Annotated in this window: 13 protein-coding genes; 5 read left to right on the top strand and 8 right to left on the bottom strand. The window is 67.2% G+C overall.

What is annotated here, in order from left to right; translation table 11 throughout:
• Nucleotides 1–73: 73 nt before the first annotated feature.
• Both AC5RU7_RS09940 and AC5RU7_RS09935 read left to right on the top strand, forming a co-directional pair.
• Nucleotides 74–1,495: an MFS transporter gene (locus tag AC5RU7_RS09940; protein ID WP_494010824.1), complete on the top strand. Its 1,422-nt coding sequence runs from the start codon at nucleotides 74–76 to the stop codon at nucleotides 1,493–1,495.
• A 231-nt stretch (nucleotides 1,496–1,726) separates the two neighbouring features.
• Nucleotides 1,727–2,998, top strand: a complete 1,272-nt coding sequence (locus AC5RU7_RS09935) for a serpin family protein (RefSeq protein WP_494052081.1) — start codon at nucleotides 1,727–1,729, stop codon at nucleotides 2,996–2,998.
• A gap of 17 nt (nucleotides 2,999–3,015) precedes the next feature.
• Here AC5RU7_RS09935 and AC5RU7_RS09930 read toward each other — a convergent pair whose 3' ends face one another.
• A complete protein-coding gene (locus AC5RU7_RS09930) occupies nucleotides 3,016–3,873 on the bottom strand; it encodes a hydroxymethylpyrimidine/phosphomethylpyrimidine kinase (RefSeq protein ID WP_494052080.1) in 858 nt (285 codons plus the stop codon).
• 235 nt (nucleotides 3,874–4,108) lie between these two features.
• Here AC5RU7_RS09930 and AC5RU7_RS09925 point away from each other — a divergent pair, with 235 nt between their 5' ends.
• Nucleotides 4,109–4,840 (top strand): queuosine precursor transporter, encoded by a 732-nt coding sequence (locus AC5RU7_RS09925; RefSeq protein WP_494052079.1) that lies wholly within the window; start codon nucleotides 4,109–4,111, stop codon nucleotides 4,838–4,840.
• Nucleotides 4,841–4,934: 94 nt separating this feature from the next.
• On the opposite strand, the gene AC5RU7_RS09920 is transcribed toward AC5RU7_RS09925, so the two are convergent.
• From AC5RU7_RS09920 to AC5RU7_RS09895, 6 genes are all read right to left on the bottom strand, one after another.
• On the bottom strand, nucleotides 4,935–5,822 hold the full coding sequence (locus tag AC5RU7_RS09920) for a type IV toxin-antitoxin system AbiEi family antitoxin domain-containing protein (RefSeq protein WP_494052078.1): 888 nt from the start codon (nucleotides 5,820–5,822) through the stop codon (nucleotides 4,935–4,937).
• Nucleotides 5,823–6,046: 224 nt separating this feature from the next.
• Complete coding sequence (gene tgt, locus AC5RU7_RS09915; protein ID WP_494052077.1) at nucleotides 6,047–7,363, bottom strand: tRNA guanosine(34) transglycosylase Tgt; 1,317 nt, start codon at nucleotides 7,361–7,363, stop codon at nucleotides 6,047–6,049.
• Nucleotides 7,364–7,469: 106 nt separating this feature from the next.
• Nucleotides 7,470–8,198 carry an SRPBCC family protein gene (locus tag AC5RU7_RS09910; RefSeq protein ID WP_494052076.1) on the bottom strand — a complete coding sequence of 243 codons (729 nt, stop codon included), beginning with the start codon at nucleotides 8,196–8,198 and terminating at the stop codon, nucleotides 7,470–7,472.
• Between the two features lie 48 nt (nucleotides 8,199–8,246).
• Entirely contained in the window at nucleotides 8,247–9,308 is a 1,062-nt protein-coding gene (locus AC5RU7_RS09905; RefSeq protein WP_494052075.1) for a DUF6707 family protein, read from the bottom strand.
• 88 nt (nucleotides 9,309–9,396) lie between these two features.
• Nucleotides 9,397–9,936 carry an NUDIX hydrolase family protein gene (locus AC5RU7_RS09900; RefSeq protein ID WP_459793545.1) on the bottom strand — a complete coding sequence of 180 codons (540 nt, stop codon included), beginning with the start codon at nucleotides 9,934–9,936 and terminating at the stop codon, nucleotides 9,397–9,399.
• Between the two features lie 9 nt (nucleotides 9,937–9,945).
• Entirely contained in the window at nucleotides 9,946–10,683 is a 738-nt protein-coding gene (locus AC5RU7_RS09895) for a VOC family protein (RefSeq protein ID WP_494052200.1), read from the bottom strand.
• A gap of 108 nt (nucleotides 10,684–10,791) precedes the next feature.
• Here AC5RU7_RS09895 and AC5RU7_RS09890 point away from each other — a divergent pair, with 108 nt between their 5' ends.
• Together AC5RU7_RS09890 and AC5RU7_RS09885 are read left to right on the top strand one after the other, a co-directional pair.
• The gene (locus tag AC5RU7_RS09890; RefSeq protein WP_494052074.1) at nucleotides 10,792–11,394 is read left to right on the top strand and encodes a YdeI/OmpD-associated family protein; all 603 of its coding nucleotides are present in this window, start codon (nucleotides 10,792–10,794) and stop codon (nucleotides 11,392–11,394) included.
• A gap of 208 nt (nucleotides 11,395–11,602) precedes the next feature.
• A complete protein-coding gene (locus AC5RU7_RS09885) occupies nucleotides 11,603–13,600 on the top strand; it encodes a glycoside hydrolase family 32 protein (protein ID WP_494052073.1) in 1,998 nt (665 codons plus the stop codon).
• Here the strand turns inward: AC5RU7_RS09885 and AC5RU7_RS09880 are convergent.
• Complete coding sequence (locus AC5RU7_RS09880) at nucleotides 13,597–14,832, bottom strand: glycoside hydrolase family 76 protein (protein ID WP_494052072.1); 1,236 nt, start codon at nucleotides 14,830–14,832, stop codon at nucleotides 13,597–13,599. The genes AC5RU7_RS09885 and AC5RU7_RS09880 overlap by 4 nt on opposite strands.

The raw sequence follows: 14,832 nt of genomic DNA, 5'->3' as shown, positions 1-14,832 counted from the left end.
CCGTGCGTCACCCATAGTTTGGTGGGGGTCCTCCGCGCTTTCGGAAGACTGTTCACGCAAGGAAGGTTCATTGATGAGCACCGAACAAGCAGCGCCGCCGAACAGTGCGGCCCACCCTGGGGCACCCCTCACCGAAGCAGCGCAGACCCGCCGGGCCGTGGGCAACATCCTCAAAGGCTCCGCCGGCAACCTGGTGGAGTGGTACGACCTCTACGTCTACACCGTCTTCGCAGCCTACTTCCAGGCCCACTTCTTCAATTCCAAGGACGACCTGCAGGCCGGGCTGGAGGCAATGGCTGTCTTCTCGACGTCGTTCCTCATGCGGCCCATCGGCGCCTGGTTCTTCGGCCGGTACGCCGACCGCAACGGCCGCAAGGCAGCCCTGACCCTCAGCGTGACACTGATGTCCGCGGGCTCGTTCGCCATCGCCGTGCTGCCCACCCAGGATGTCATCGGTATCTGGGCCATGGTGCTGCTGGTGCTGGTCCGCCTGCTGCAGGGCTTCTCTGTGGGCGGCGAGTACGGCACCAGCGCCACCTACATGTCCGAAGCCGCCACGTCGCGCCGCCGCGGCTTCTTCTCAAGCTTCCAGTACGTGACCCTGGTGGGCGGCCAGATGCTGGCCCTGCTGGTCCTGGTGATCCTGCAAAACACCGTCGGCGGTGAAGCGCTCAACGAGTGGGCCTGGCGGATTCCGTTCGCACTGGGCGGCGTGGCAGCCTTGGTGGTGCTGTGGCTCCGCCGGTCCATGGAGGAAACCGTCTCCGCGGACCAGATCCGTGCGGCTCACGTCCAGGCTCCGGGCGAAGCCCAGCCGGGAACGCTCAAGCTGCTGTTCACCAGCCACTGGCGGCCGCTGCTGATTTGCATCGGCGTCACGCTGGGCGGAACCGTGGCGTTCTACACGTACACCAACTTCATCCTGAAGTTCATGAACGATACGTCCGGCATCGCCAAGACCGACACCTCAGTGATCAACTTCTGGGCACTGTTCATCTTCATGCTGCTGCAGCCCGTCTATGGCCTGATCTCGGACAAGATCGGGCGCAAGCCGCTGCTCGTCTGGTTCGGCATCACCGGCGTCCTTTTCACCTGGCCACTGCTCTCCACGCTCTCCGGCACCAAGGACCCCTTCACCGCGTTCCTGCTGATGATGGGCGGACTGCTGATCGTGGGCGGCTACACCTCCATCAACGCGCTGGTGAAGGCGGAGCTGTTCCCGGCCTCCATCCGTGCCCTGGGCGTGGGCCTGGGCTACGCGATTGCCAACTCGCTCTTTGGCGGCACGGTCCCGCTGATCGGCGCGGCGTTGCAGAAGGCAGGCCAGGTGGAGCTCTTCTTCACCTACGTCACCGCCGCCATCGCCATTTCGCTGGTCGTCTACATCTTCGCCCTCAAGAACAAGAAGGCCACGCACCTGGACAGGGAACAGGGCGACGCCTGGGCCGCCGCAAAGACGGACGACGCCGGCACCCTGGCAGGTGCCCACCGCTAGGTAAGGCGCGGCGCCGGTGGTGTTCGACGCCGGCGCCGCGTGCCGCCGTCGAACGCGCCCGGCCGGAGTGATGCGCAGGGGGCCGTCCGGCGTCGGGGCGTGACCGAAACGACCGCAAACCGTAACCCTTCCGGCATCGTCCGGCAGCCCGCCCCCTGCTCTACTGGAACCATCCGGTCCTTGGCGGCGGTACTGCCGCGGCCTACCTGCCTGGGAAGCACAGGGGAAGACATGAACGTTCCACGGCGTGCGGTGCTGGCAATGCTGGGGCTTGTGGCTGTGCTTCCCGCTTGCGCGGCCGCGCCCCCGGAGCTGGTGACGGCACCTGGGGTGGAGCGGGTCTCGCTGGACGCCGCTGCCTATCCTGCTGAAATTGGTGCCCTGCGCACCTCCGCCTACACGCTGGGTGCGGCCCTCCTTGCCGACGGCGGGGACGGCGCCGCCGGTAACGTCGTCGCAGCACCCGGAAGCCTGCTTACAGCGCTGCTGATGCTTCGGTCCGGAGCGGGCGGCGAGGCGGCCGCGGAACTTGACCGCGTCCTCGCCCTTCCCGGAGCACGCCGCGACGAGGCAGCGAACGCCTTGCTCGCCGCCGTCGAAATATATGACGGCAATCCCGGCGCCGTTGACGAAGACAATCCGCCACGGAACCCCGTCATCCACCTTGCCAACGGGCTCTTCCTGGACAGGCACACCCCGGTGAGCGAGGGCTACCTGGCCGGCCTGGCCCGGCACTACGGTGCGGGCGTCCACATGGTCGACTTCCGTGACCGGACCGCAACTGAACCCGCCATCGACGCGTGGGTGGACAGGAACACGGGCGGGCGCATCAAGAAAGCCCCGGCCAAGTTCGACCCCAGGAACACCTTCAGCCTCCTCAATGCCATCTATTTCGCCGCGGCCTGGAACACCCCCTTCGACCCTGCCGACACCACGGACAGGCCTTTCACCACCGGAAACGGCGACGTGGCGAGTGTTCCAACAATGAGCCAGGCAGTGGGGATGAAGTACGCCGAGAGCGAGCGGTGGCGGGCGGTGGACCTCCCCTATGCGGAGGGAGCCGTGATGCGCCTGGTGCTGCCGGCGGCCGGCACCCCCGCCACACTGTCTGCGCACGAGCTGGCCCGGATCGGCGAGGTGCTGGAGTCCGCCCCGGTCCAGCCCGTCCGCATCACGCTGCCCCGCTGGGACCACAAGAGCAGCTTCGACCTTCGGAAGGTCCTGGAAGCCATGGGCCTGTCCCGCACGCTCACCACGGAGACGGACTTCGACGCGATTCAGCCCGGGCTGAAGCTGACGCAGGCCGCCCAGGCCGCCAACATCACCGTGGCGGAGAAGGGGACTGTGGCGGCCGCCGTCACGCAGCTGAATGGACGGGCCGTCAGTGCACCGCCCGAGCCCGCCGTGTCGATCGCCTTCGACCGGCCGTTCCACTACCAGATCGTCCACGGCGGAACGGGGCTGCCGCTCTTCATGGGGAAGGTGACCGACCCGCGTTCGTGACCGGGCCGGGCGGGCGGTTAGCGCGGGCCGCCCTGCCAGAGTGCGTCAAACGGCGCGCCGGACGCCACGCGGTTCTGGATCCCGGCCGTCACGAATTCCTTGGCGGTACGGGCGGCTTCCAGCGGTGACGAACCCTTGGCCAGTTCTGCTGTGACGGCGGCGGCAAGCGAGCAGCCCGCACCGGAGACGGCCACATCGCCCACCTTCGGCGCCCTCAGGACTTCCAGCGTCTGGCCGTCATGAAAGACGTCGACGGCGTCCGGGCCAGCCAGCCGCACCCCGCCCTTGGCCAGCACTGCCGCGCCGCTGAGCTCATGGATGCGCACGGCGGCTGCCTTGAGGGATTCGACGTCGGTGATTTCCAGTCCGGACAGCGACTCCGCCTCGAAGTGGTTCGGCGTCACGAACGTGGCCAGCGGCAGGATCTGCGCCTTCAGGGCCTGGTCCGTGTCCAGGGCGTGGCCTGGCTCCTGGCCCTTGCAGATCAGGACCGGGTCCAGGACCACATTCCCAAAGTCGTTGTCCTTCAGTGCACCGGCAACAGTGGCGATGGTGGCAGGGCTGCCGAGCATCCCGATCTTCACCGTGTCCAGCACGGACGGCGCGCCCGAGGCCGGCCCGTAGGCCGCGGTGGTTGCCTCCAGCTGGTCGGAGATCACCTGCTGGTCCACAGGCACGAAGCGGTGGTTCCAGCTGTCGGCGGGATTGAACGAGACGATGCAGGTCAGGTTGGCGATGCCGAAGACGCCCAGCTCCTGGAAGGTCTTGAGGTCGGCCTGCGCACCGGCACCGCCGGTTGCTTCGGAGCCGGCGATGGTGAGCACCACGGCCGGGCTGGTGACGTGCGGCATTGCATCAGCGGAAACGGAAGTCATGCACCCATCCTGCCATCCGGCGTCGGCCGTTTTCCTTGTGTGGCAGTACAGCGGCGGCTGACCGGGGGTGTTCAGGGCCACAAGGGGAGCCGGCCTGCCCGAGCCTCGAACAGAGGGTAAGTTCGGCTCGAACCTGCATGCGTGCAGGTGGGAGAATGGGGCGACAGTGCTAATACAGCCGGTGTCCCGCTAGCAGTTCCGGACGCCGAGCGAACCACTACGAAACGGACTTCCCATGCCATCTGCCTCCGGCCAGAATGCCCTGCCCGAAACCTCCGCCGCTTCAGGCGCCGCGCGCTTCGCCTCCATCGGGTCCCCGTACTTCGGCGTCATGCTGGCAATCATGGCGGTGGTGCTGATCCTGTCCAACATCGGCGCCTCCAAAGGGGTGGTCCTTGGGCCGATCATCACGGACGGCGGCTTCTTCCTCTTCCCGCTGGCGTACATCCTCGGCGATGTCATCAGCGAGGTTTACGGCTTCAGGGTGGCGCGGAAAGCCATCGTCACCACGTTTGCGCTCTCGGTGTTCGCCTCGCTTTGCTACTGGGTGATCATCGCCCTTCCCGGATTCGACGACGAGTTCGGCGCCTCCAAGCAGGCCGCCCTTGAGGGTGCCTTGGGTCCGGTGCCGCAGATCGTGCTGGCCTCGCTGCTGGCGTTCCTTGCCGGCCAGACCATCAACTCGTGGATCCTGGTGCGGATGAAGGCCCGTACGGGGGAGAAGTCCCTCTGGGCCCGGATCATGGGCTCCTCGGTGGCGGGCGAGTTCGTGGACACCTTGATCTTCTGCAGCATCGCAGCGTCGGTCATCGGAATCACCGACTTCGGAATGTTCGTGAATTACGTAGTGGCGGGCTTCGTGTACAAGACCCTGGTGGAGTTCATCCTGGTCCCGGTCACATCGCTGGTGATCGGCTGGATCAAGAAGCGGGAACCCAGCTACGGGGCGGCCAAGATCGTCGCGTAAGCCCTCCGCCCCCTGATTCGGCTAGCCGGAACGCGCCCAGCCCGCCGGGCGGCTCCGGCGGGCTCGTGGCAATCCGGCGATTTCGACGATGGGGCTATCGCCGGAGCGCGGTCAGGATCCGGACTTTGAACTCCTGCTCGCGAAAGAGGTCTTGCCATTTCACGCGCACGAATTTCCAGCCGTCCTCCGTCAGGGCATTCTCCCGCTGCCGCTCCAGGAACAACACATCGGCCGTCGGCTTGTAATCGAAGTACTTGGTTTTTCCGTCAAATTCGAGGGCAACTTTCTTCTCCTTCCACGCGAAGTCCAGACGGTACCGGCCTGCCCGGGTACTGACCTCAACCTGCGGTTCGGGAGCAGGCAGTTTCAGACGGGAAATGAGTTCGCGGGTAAGCGTTTCACCAGCCGATTCGGACCTAGGATCGGCGTTGGCCAGTGCCTTACGGAGGTTCCTTATACCGCGGCGCCCATGGAATCCCTCTGCCATGCCATGGATTAGCGACAGATCCGCGCCTAGCCTCAGGGCGTGATCCATGAGCACCAGGGCCTGCTGATAGTTCAACATCATCGCGCAGTCCACCACGGTCCGTTCGAGCGACGTGACCCGCAGATTCTCCATGACCGTAACGTCGGCGTCCGTGTAAGGCATGGTGTGCCCGCGGACATCTGGACCGAGGCGTTCGCTGGAAGGCTGGACCCGCAGCAGGATATGGACCACATCGCTGACGTTCCAGAGGAATAAACGGTGGAGTCGCGCGGCCGATGTGTGGCTGTAGACATAGTCTCCCGAGGACGTCGTGAGCGTTCCGTGCGCGTGGGCGTAGATCAACTGCAGGCTGCGCAGCGGGGCCGACTGCCTGTCCCACAGCTCTCCGCGGATATAGCAGCCATAACGAAGCCGGACCAGCTTCCCGTGTTTCAGTAATAGTTTGATGGCCCGCGAATTGAGGCCCTTTTCCTGCAACTGGGCCGTGCGCCACATGTTTCCGGTGCTCGGAAGCGCAGGAAGCGGGACTGGCTGGGACTGCATCATCCATCCAGACTGCTGGGCCGTGGCTGGTTCTGGCAGGCGCCGTGGTCGCCATGTGGAAAACCCTGCTCGCTGGAACGGATCCAGGTCGCCGGAGCGCTCCAGCGGGATGGCAGCGTTCCGGCGATCTCGATGCGGGAAAAGCGGGAGGGGCCGCTCCCGCTAAGCTGCGAGGGCTAGGAGTAGTACCGGGCCAGGGTTTCGGCCTTGAAGTCGAAGAACGTCCCGGCCTCGATCGCCAGCCGGGCGTCGTCCACCATCTTCACCACGAACCGCTCGTTATGGATGGAGATCAGGGTGGCGGACAGCATCTCCTTGGCCTTGAACAGGTGGTGGATGTACGCCCGGGAGTAATGGGTGCAGGCATAGCAGTCGCAGCCCTCCTGCAGCGGCCCGAAGTCGCGCTTGTATTTCGCTCCGGACAGGTTGAACCTCCCGTGCGGGGTGTAGAAAGCGGAGTTCCGCGCAACCCGGGTGGGGGAGACGCAGTCGAAGGTGTCGGCGCCGTTCTCAATGGCGGTGAAAATGTCGTCCGGCTCGGAAATGCCCAGCAGGTGGCGCGGCTTGTCCTCCGGCAGTTCCTCGTTGCACCACCGGACGATAGTGCCCAAGTTCTCCTTCTCCAGGGCACCGCCAATCCCGTACCCGTCAAACGGCATGGCGCCCAGGTCCCGGCAGGCCTTGCGGCGCAGGTCCTCGTACTGCGCGCCCTGGATGACGCCGAACAGGGCCTGGTACGGCTTCCTCTCCCGTTCGGTGGTGAGCCGGAAGTGCTCGTCGATGCAGCGCAGCGCCCACAGCCGGGTCCGTTCCAGGGACTCCTCCTGGTAGCCGCGGGAGTTCTGCAGCGTGGTCAGCTCGTCGAAGGCGAACATGATGTCCGCACCGATTTGGTGCTGGACCTGCATGGAGATTTCGGGGGAGAACCGGTGCCGGTCCCCGTTCAGGTGCGACTTGAACCAGACGCCGTCGTCGTCAATATGGGCGAGCCGCTCCTTGCCGGGTGCCACCGCGTCGTCCGGCCCCGAGGCGTCCACCGACTTCATGTCAATGACCTTCTTGAACCCTGAGCCGAGGCTCATCACTTGGAACCCGCCGGAGTCCGTGAAGGTGGGCCCGGGCCAGTTCATGAAGGCGCCAAGCCCGCCGGCCTCGTCCAGGATGTCAGCACCGGGCTGCAGGTAGAGGTGGTAGGCGTTGGCCAGCAGCGCCTGCGCCCCTAGGTCCGCCATGGATTCCGGCAGCACCGCCTTGACCGTGGCCTTGGTTCCGACGGCGATGAAGGCTGGCGTCTGGATCTCGCCGTGGGGAGTGGTGATGGTGCCGGTGCGGCCCAGGAATTCGCCGCCGTTGTCCGCCGCCTGGGCGGCAGTGGGCGCGCAGGATTCAGCGAGCCGGGTGCCCACGGTGAAGGAAAACCCGGACTGCTCCGGCAGGTGTACGGGGGGCTGCGCGGAGGCCGCAGACGGAGCGGAACTGGGGTTGGCTGGCACCGTACCAGTGTGCCAGCAATCGGTACAGCGCCAGCAATCAGCGGGGGCGCCGGCAATCCATGCAGCGCCAGCAGTTAGTAGGGCGCCGGAAAACCAGCCAGGCCCGTCAGCTCACCGGCTCGGACGCGGAGTAGTTTTCGGCCCGCCAGGAGTCCCAGGACGAACGGATGGAATCAAGCTTTGCAGCTCCAAGGTCATAGGTGGAGACGATGACCATGGACCCTTCACCCTCCTCACGCACGTCCTTGATGGCGGGATGGTCCGCCACCACCAGGAGCCCCTCGCCGTGTTCCGCGTAGTTGTGGACGGTGAGCCCCACCTGGTGGCTGGTGCGGTACCAGACCTTGCCGCTGATTTCTTCCCCGGTGCCCAGGCGCAGCTGGTATGGCTCACCGGGTGCCGGCAGGTCCGTCAGCCCGAGCTTTTCGATCGCCGACCCCTGGCCCTCGGTCAGATGCAGGAATAGGGTGTGGCGCTTGCCGTGCGGGTGGCGTTCCAGCGCGAACCGGAGCTGCTGCAGGAACGTTAGCCAGCCTTGGGTGATGTCCTCGTCCCAGGCCGCCCACTCCGAGTTGTGGTCCAGCGCCCCGCGCGTCACGCTGACCTGGGTGCCGCCCGGAACGGGATGGAGCTCGAACGTGTCGCCGCCGTGCACGGTCAGGCTGGTGTGGTCCGGGGCTTCTTCCACGTCGCCGGAAAAGTAGATCTCCTTGATTTCGGCATCCAGGTCCTCGGCCTGCCAGCCGTGCCATTGGGCCACCTTGGACGGTTCACGCAGCATGGTCCAGACCTGCGGTGCATCGGCGTTGATCACTACGCTGAGATTGTTCGTCATAGCCCCGAATGTACAACTCCGGCCCGGCCCCGGGTAGGGGCAATTTGCTCAGGAGCGGACGGCCTCAAGTTCGTTGCTGATCCGTCGCTCCAGCTCGCCCATGCCGATGGTCTCGGACCCGCCGTGCGCCCTCAGGAACAGCAGGGATTCGAGCCGGAGCAGCCGCCATTCCCGCTCGGCGTCGTGGTTCGAGTTGTCGATGGACCGGAAAATTTCCTTGTCGTACAGGTTGGGCTCGTTGAGCGAGCGCTGCCGGACTTTGGCCGCCATCCGTGCCTTGAACGGGTCCGTTTCATGGCTTTCGGGCGTCCGGATCAGTTTTTCGTAGACCGCTGCCCGCTCATTCTGGCCGTCCTGCCGGCAGATGTAGCTGGCCAGTGCCAGGGAGGCCTCCACCGATGTCCAGCGCCCGGGGTTTCCGTCGTACGGGAGGACGGTGAGGAGGTCGGCAACCGCCAGCGCGCCCTCGGCATCCTTGAGGGTGACGAACAGTTCGTGCGCGAGGTCGCTGAGGTCCTTCAGGCAGCTGCCGGACTTCAAATTGATGCCTTTGGACAACCGGTCGGTCAGCAACTGGACTCCGGTGGCGTCCGGATGCGCATGCGCGGCGGCTTCCACGACGGACTCGGGGGTGCCGTCCGGGGCCGGGATCAGTGCGAGCTCTTCTTCGCTGGGAACATTGGCGGCCGGCGGAACCGGCGGCAGGGGAGGCACGACGACGGCGGGCGCCGCAGACGTGATTGCCGCCTCGCCGCCGGGCTGCTCCTGCCCGGCTTCAGCCCGGTGCGCCAGCCCGGCCTGTGGACCTGGTTCTTCCGCGGGCGCATCCTCCCTCGGCGCGGCGGCCAGCGAAAGGTGCGTGGCGCCGTCGGACGCTGTGGCGGAACCTGGCTCGATGGTGGTGACGGTGGCGCCCACGGCAATCCGCAGGGTTCCGCCGCCGGCAAGGCTTGCGAGCACCAGCGCGGGAGACCCGAAATCGTCCCGTTCCAGCTCAACCGCCTGGATCTCCGCCGTCCGTTCACCGTCGGGCAGGAGGATGAGGCTGCCGGTGGTCAGGGATCCAGCCTGCAGCTCACGATGGTTCCGGGCGGCTGGTGTTTCGGTCATGGGAGTCCTTAAGTTCTCTTGCGGTCCGCCGTCCAGTCTACAAAGGCGGGCGGCTTATTCGCGGGACCCCCAGGTTCCGGCGGGGTTGTCAGGAGCCGACGCCGGCGAATGCCAGGGCCTGGCGGATCAGGCCGCCGCGGCCGCCGGAAAACTCCATCTGGACGCCGGGGCTGAGGACTTCCTCGGGGGTCATCCAGGTCAGTTCCAGGGCATCCTGGCGCGGCTCGCATTCTCCGGTCACGGGAATGACGTAGGCCAGCGATACGGCGTGTTGCCGGTCATCGGTGAAGCCGGTCTGGGACGGGGCCGGGAAGTATTCGGCCACCGTGAAGGGGACCGGGCTGATGGGCAGCTGCGGGAACGCCAGCGGCCCGAGGTCCTTTTCCATGTGCCGGAGGAGGGCGGCGCGGATGGTTTCGCGGTAGATGACGCGGCCGGACACCAGGGAGCGGACCATGGTCCCGTCCTCGTCGGCCTGCAGCAAGGTGCCCACTTCGTTCACGTAGCCCAGCGGATCCAGCCTGACCGGCACGGCCTCCACGTACACCATGGGCAGCCGCCCGCGCGCCTCAAAGAGGTCTTCTTCGGAGAGCCAGCCGGGATTCGGGTCAGGTGTGCGCACGTTCATGGTCTATTTCTACCCCATGGGACGGTGCTGGGAGATCCAGACTGTCGCGGGCACGGAGGGCGCGCCGGGCCCGGCCGCGTCCGGGTTGGCCACATGGAGGGTGCTCCCGAAAGCCTCCTCGGTGAGGCTTGCCTCAAGTCCAGCGGCGGTGAGCCGGTCCCGCAGCGGGGCCAGGCCGCCGTCGTACTCGAAGCCCAGTCCGGACCGCGGCGGCCCGGACGCCGGGCGCACCAGGAGGACTCCGCCGTTCTTCGCGGTGAAGTCCGCGGTTTCGTCGTTGTCCGGCACCGGCCGCGGCCGGGCGCCGATGTGCTGCAGGGTGCGGGCGGCGGCGTCGGCCTCCTCCGTGAACCAGACCCCGACGACGGCGAGCGCCGGGTCCGCGCCCGAGTCACCATCGACGGTGGCGGCTTTGTCCGCCAGGAAGGTGAACCCGTCAGGCGCCGTGATCCGGCAGGCTTCGCCGTGGGATTCGGTGACCAGCTCGGCGGGTGTTGCTCCGTCGTCCTGGGCCGCGAGGTTGGTGCGGCGGGCGAACTCGGCCAGGTCGCCGGCTTCCACTGCCAGCGCCGTGGTCCCGTCTTCCGCAGCCCCCTGGGGAACCTCGTGCAGGGCCAGCCTGCCGGCACCGGCGTCGTAGACGCGGAAGCCGCCGTCGCCCTCCGTCAGGACCAGGCCCAGGGTGGTCAGCAGCCGGTCCCAGGACTCGATGTTGGACGTGTAATGCAGGGGGCGGACGCGAAGCATCGGTTTGTCCTTCATCTCGGCAACAGTGCGATGAGCCCCATGATGCCACGGGCGGGGCGCGAAGGGGATGGGGCTTGTGCGCCGGCAAAGCACGGGCAGAATAGGCGCATGGCCATCGAACTCGAGGAACTGCTGGTGCCCGATGCTGCCGCCTGGCGGAGCTGGCTGGAGGCGAACCACGGGAGCAGTCCCGGAGTGTGGCTGGTGCTGCACAAGAAGGGCGGGCAGGTCACCGAACTCGACTACGCCGCGGCCCTCGATGAGGCGCTGTGCTTCGGCTGGATCGACGGCCAGGCCCGGCGCCGGGATGACGAAAGCTCCTACCAGCGGATGACGCCGCGCGGTCCCCGCAGTGCATGGTCGGCCCGGAACGTCACGTACGTGGCGCGCCTGGAGGAAGCGGGAAAAATGACCGACGTCGGCCGGGCCGCCGTCGACGCCGCGAAGGCCGACGGACGGTGGGACAAGGCATACGCGGGGCAGGCGACGGCGGAAGTCCCCGCGGACCTGGCGGCTGCCATCGCCGCCGTTCCGGCAGCCCAGGCCATGTTCGATGTCCTCACCAGGACCAACCGGTTCGCCCTGATCCACCGGACGAACTCGGTGAAGCAGCCTGCCACCCGTGAGCGCAAAATCGCGGGTTTCGTGGAAATGCTGGCCCGGGGCGAGGCCCCGTACCCGCAGAAGCAGCGCCCAGGCGGAGCCGGGTAAACCCTTATTGGGTTTTTGTCCAGAAATGGTGACTTCCAGTGCCCGAAGGGCCGCATATCTGGACAAAAGCTCCTCCCTTAGGGAGGGATGTGCGCGACACGATTGGGGTTCCGGATAACGAACCGGTAACATTAATGGCTCACTTGCACTGGTGCCGTTCCCCGAGCCGGGGGACGGCACTTGCGCGTTCAGCGACGGATTGAATTTCATGCCCCGACATACCCTCGGACCGGTACTTCCCGCCCTCAAACGCTTCGCCGCCAACCGCCGCCTCCTGGTGTGGACGGCAGCTGCCGCGGCTGTCCTCGTCCTGGCAGTCTCGCTGGTGCTCGCCGGCAACGCCAGGCCTGGCCCTGCCGCCACTGCCGGACGCGTGCTTGACGCGGTGGCGGCCGCCCAGGCCGCTGCCATGGACCGCAACGGCGGCTATGCCTCCCTGTGGCTCAAGGGCAATGATGCGACCCTGGCTGAACGCGGTGGGGCCGTTCCAGCAGAAGGCGCCGAGGATGTCCGCGCCATCGAGTGCGGGACAGGGTGGCTGGCGGGTGTCCGCGTGGAAGGCAAGGTTTTCCTGCGGAGCAGCGCGGCCTCCGATCAGGTGGAAGAGGACGCTGAGGCAGTCCGGCTCCCCGAGTGCATCAGCCCGGAAGCCCGGGATGCCCTGCTCATGGACCTGGGCGCCGGCAAGTCCTGGCCGAAACCGGACACTTCGGCACTCGAGGCGCCGGCGGAGGACCCCGGGTTCCGTCCCGCCTACCACCTGACGCCGGACCAGCGCTGGATGAATGACCCCCAGCGGCCGTTCTTCCTGGACGGGCTCTGGCACTACTACTACCTCTACAACGTGGACTACCCCGAGGGGAACGGCACCGAGTGGTTCCACGCCACCAGCACGGACCTGGTGCACTGGAACAACGAGGGCGTGGCAATCGAGAAGTTCCGCAACGGCCTCGGGGACATTGAAACGGGGTCCGCCGTGGTGGATACGGAGGGCACCGCAGGCTTTGGCAAAGGGGCCGTGATCGCCGTCCTCACCCAGCAGCATGACGGCGTCCAGCGGCAGTCGCTGTTCTACTCCACGGACAACGGCTACAGCTTCCAGAACTACGAACAGAATCCGGTCATGGAGAACCCCGGCGCCGAGCACTGGCGGGATCCACGGATCGTGCGGGATGAGGCCAACAACCAGTGGCTGATGCTGCTCGCCGAGGGCCACAAAATCGGCTTCTACACGTCCACGGACCTCAAGGACTGGACCTACGTATCCGCGTTTGAGCGGGACGGCCTCGGCATCCTGGAATGCCCGGACTTCTTCCAGATGGACGTGGACGGCGACCCCGCCAAGCGCACCTGGGTGCTGGCCGCCAGCGCCAACGGCGCGGACGAGGGCCGGACCACCGGCCTGGCGTACTGGACCGGCGACTTTGACGGGAAGGGCTTCGCACCGGACGGAGGGCACCAGTGGCTCGACGGCGGATCGGACTTCTACGCTGCCGTCACCTGGGACGATCCGCGCCTGACGGACGGGCAGCGCAAGGCCTCCCGGCACGCCATCGGCTGGATGAACAACTGGGCCTACGCCCGTAACCTGCCCACGGACAACTGGTTCGGGGCGGCCTCCGTGGTGCGTGACCTCCGGCTGGAGTCCGACGGCGGCCGCCCGGCCCTGGTGTCCACACCCACCTCCGCGCTGCGGTCGCTGGAAGGCGAAGCGGCGCAGGTGCCGGCCGGGCCCCTGGCGGAGGAATCCGCGCTGGCCGTACCGGAGAGCGGCGCCTACAAGGCCGAGCTCGAATTTGAGCGGCCTGCAGACCACACTGGAGAGGCGCGGATGCTCCTGCAAAGCGGCGGCAGGACCTACGCCACCGTGGGCTACGACTTTGCCAGCGGCAAGGCCTTCGTGGTCCGGGACGATGCCGTGTCCGCAACCATCAAGGACAGGGACGACCTGCCGGCGGGCAAGGGCGCGGTGGATCCCGTGTACCGCGACGTGCGGGCGGTTGAAGGTCCTTCCACCGGCGACACTGTCCGCCTCACCGTCTACGTTGACCGCTCCTCCGTGGAAGTGTTCGTGGACGGCGGCCGGCAGACCCTGACGTCGCTGGTGTTCCCGCCCGACGGCGCGAAGGAAGCGCGGCTGGCAGCCGAAGGCGGGCAGGTGTCACTCAAGGGCGGTTCCGTGACGCCGCTGGCTGGGATCCGCTAGGAACCGGGGATGGCTGCAGCAGCCTCCAGCGTCATCCAGGCCTGCAGTTGGGTGGAAAGCTCGACGGCGGCGCCCGGCGGATACGTCTGCTCCGCCGGCCGTGCGGCATGCATGGAGAAGACGCTCCGGCCCGGACGGCTGCCGGGCGCTGCTCCGGCGTCCAGCGTGCGCCGTCCGTCCCATAACGCCTGGGCGGTGTCCGTCACCAGGCGCGCCGCCGTTGCGCGGGCAGCCTCCGGAAGCCTGCTGTCGGTGGCGGCCAGGGTCAGGTAGCGGCAGAGGATCCCGGTGAACAAGCCGCCGTCGCCCGTCCCTTCGCAGTGCAGCACCGTGCGGGGTCGGGCGTCGCCCGCATCCAGGGCCGGCACGGTGAGGTGCCGGTCCACGGCGTCCACCAGTTCCGCCGCCCGGGCAAGGTTGGCATCGCCGCCCAGTTCCAGGAGGGCGCCCAGCACGGGCCCCTGGTTGTAGGTGTAGACAGCCCGGTCCACCGTCACGTTCCCGGCGGCATCAAGCCGGGCGCCGTCGAGGTACAGGCGCTGCTCCGGGTCGAAGAGGGTGCGGTCCAGCCAGTCGAGCAGTGACTGTGCCTTGGCGCGCTGCCCGGTGCGGGCGTAAAAGAGCGCTACCGGAGCCGTGGCGGGCGTGTTCTTGAAGTCCCGTTTCTTGCTCCAGAACACCCCGCCGCCCAGGTCATCCGTGCTCGCGGCGTCAAACTGCAGCACCAGGGTTTCGCGGACCCTGGCATTGCGGCGGCGGCCCGGCTTCCGTGTCTCCTCGGCGAGGGCCTCCAGGCGGAGCGTCGCCAAGGCCAGCCAGGCCATGTCGTCGTAGTAGTTGTTGACGAAGGTGAATGCGTTGCGCAGCCGGATCCCGGTCACCAGCCTGGAAGCGAGTTGCCCGGCGCTGGGGTTGCCCGGGCCGTTGAACCGTGCCGCCGGTGTTGCCCCGCTGCCCAGTTCCCGCCGGCCGGTGTCCACCAGGCAGTCCACGTAATGGGCCTGCCACCAGTAGTGCCACGGGCTGGCCAGGGCGGCGCCGGAGGCCAGTCGCCGCAGGACATGCCGCCAGGCAGGGCCCGACTGTACGGGCGGCCGGGGGTTCCATGCCACGACGGCCAGGTGCGTGCCTGGCAGGAAGAGCAGTTTCCGGCCGAATAGCGCCGTGATGGACCGTGCGGCATGGGTGGCGCGGTCCTGCCAGGCCGAACCAGCGGTATCGCGGGAGGTCAT

The sequence above is a fragment of the Arthrobacter sp. K410C genome, from assembly GCF_059090105.1.
Note: the sequence above shows the minus strand (reverse complement) of the source record. Positions and strands in the feature narration are given on the sequence as shown.

Bases quoted from the DNA above. Each gene is read 5' to 3' on its own strand.
- AC5RU7_RS09905 (WP_494052075.1), bottom strand. From the start codon at position 9,308: ATGACCGAAACACCAGCCGCCCGGAACCATCGTGAGCTGCAGGCTGGA.
- AC5RU7_RS09920 (WP_494052078.1), bottom strand. From the start codon at position 5,822: ATGTGGCGCACGGCCCAGTTGCAGGAAAAGGGCCTCAATTCGCGGGCC.
- AC5RU7_RS09885 (WP_494052073.1), top strand. From the start codon at position 11,603: ATGCCCCGACATACCCTCGGACCGGTACTTCCCGCCCTCAAACGCTTC.
- AC5RU7_RS09940 (WP_494010824.1), top strand. From the start codon at position 74: ATGAGCACCGAACAAGCAGCGCCGCCGAACAGTGCGGCCCACCCTGGG.
- AC5RU7_RS09890 (WP_494052074.1), top strand. From the start codon at position 10,792: ATGGCCATCGAACTCGAGGAACTGCTGGTGCCCGATGCTGCCGCCTGG.
- AC5RU7_RS09930 (WP_494052080.1), bottom strand. From the start codon at position 3,873: ATGACTTCCGTTTCCGCTGATGCAATGCCGCACGTCACCAGCCCGGCC.
- AC5RU7_RS09900 (WP_459793545.1), bottom strand. From the start codon at position 9,936: ATGAACGTGCGCACACCTGACCCGAATCCCGGCTGGCTCTCCGAAGAA.
- AC5RU7_RS09895 (WP_494052200.1), bottom strand. From the start codon at position 10,683: ATGCTTCGCGTCCGCCCCCTGCATTACACGTCCAACATCGAGTCCTGG.
- AC5RU7_RS09935 (WP_494052081.1), top strand. From the start codon at position 1,727: ATGAACGTTCCACGGCGTGCGGTGCTGGCAATGCTGGGGCTTGTGGCT.
- AC5RU7_RS09880 (WP_494052072.1), bottom strand. From the start codon at position 14,832: ATGACCTCCCGCGATACCGCTGGTTCGGCCTGGCAGGACCGCGCCACC.
- AC5RU7_RS09925 (WP_494052079.1), top strand. From the start codon at position 4,109: ATGCCATCTGCCTCCGGCCAGAATGCCCTGCCCGAAACCTCCGCCGCT.
- AC5RU7_RS09910 (WP_494052076.1), bottom strand. From the start codon at position 8,198: ATGACGAACAATCTCAGCGTAGTGATCAACGCCGATGCACCGCAGGTC.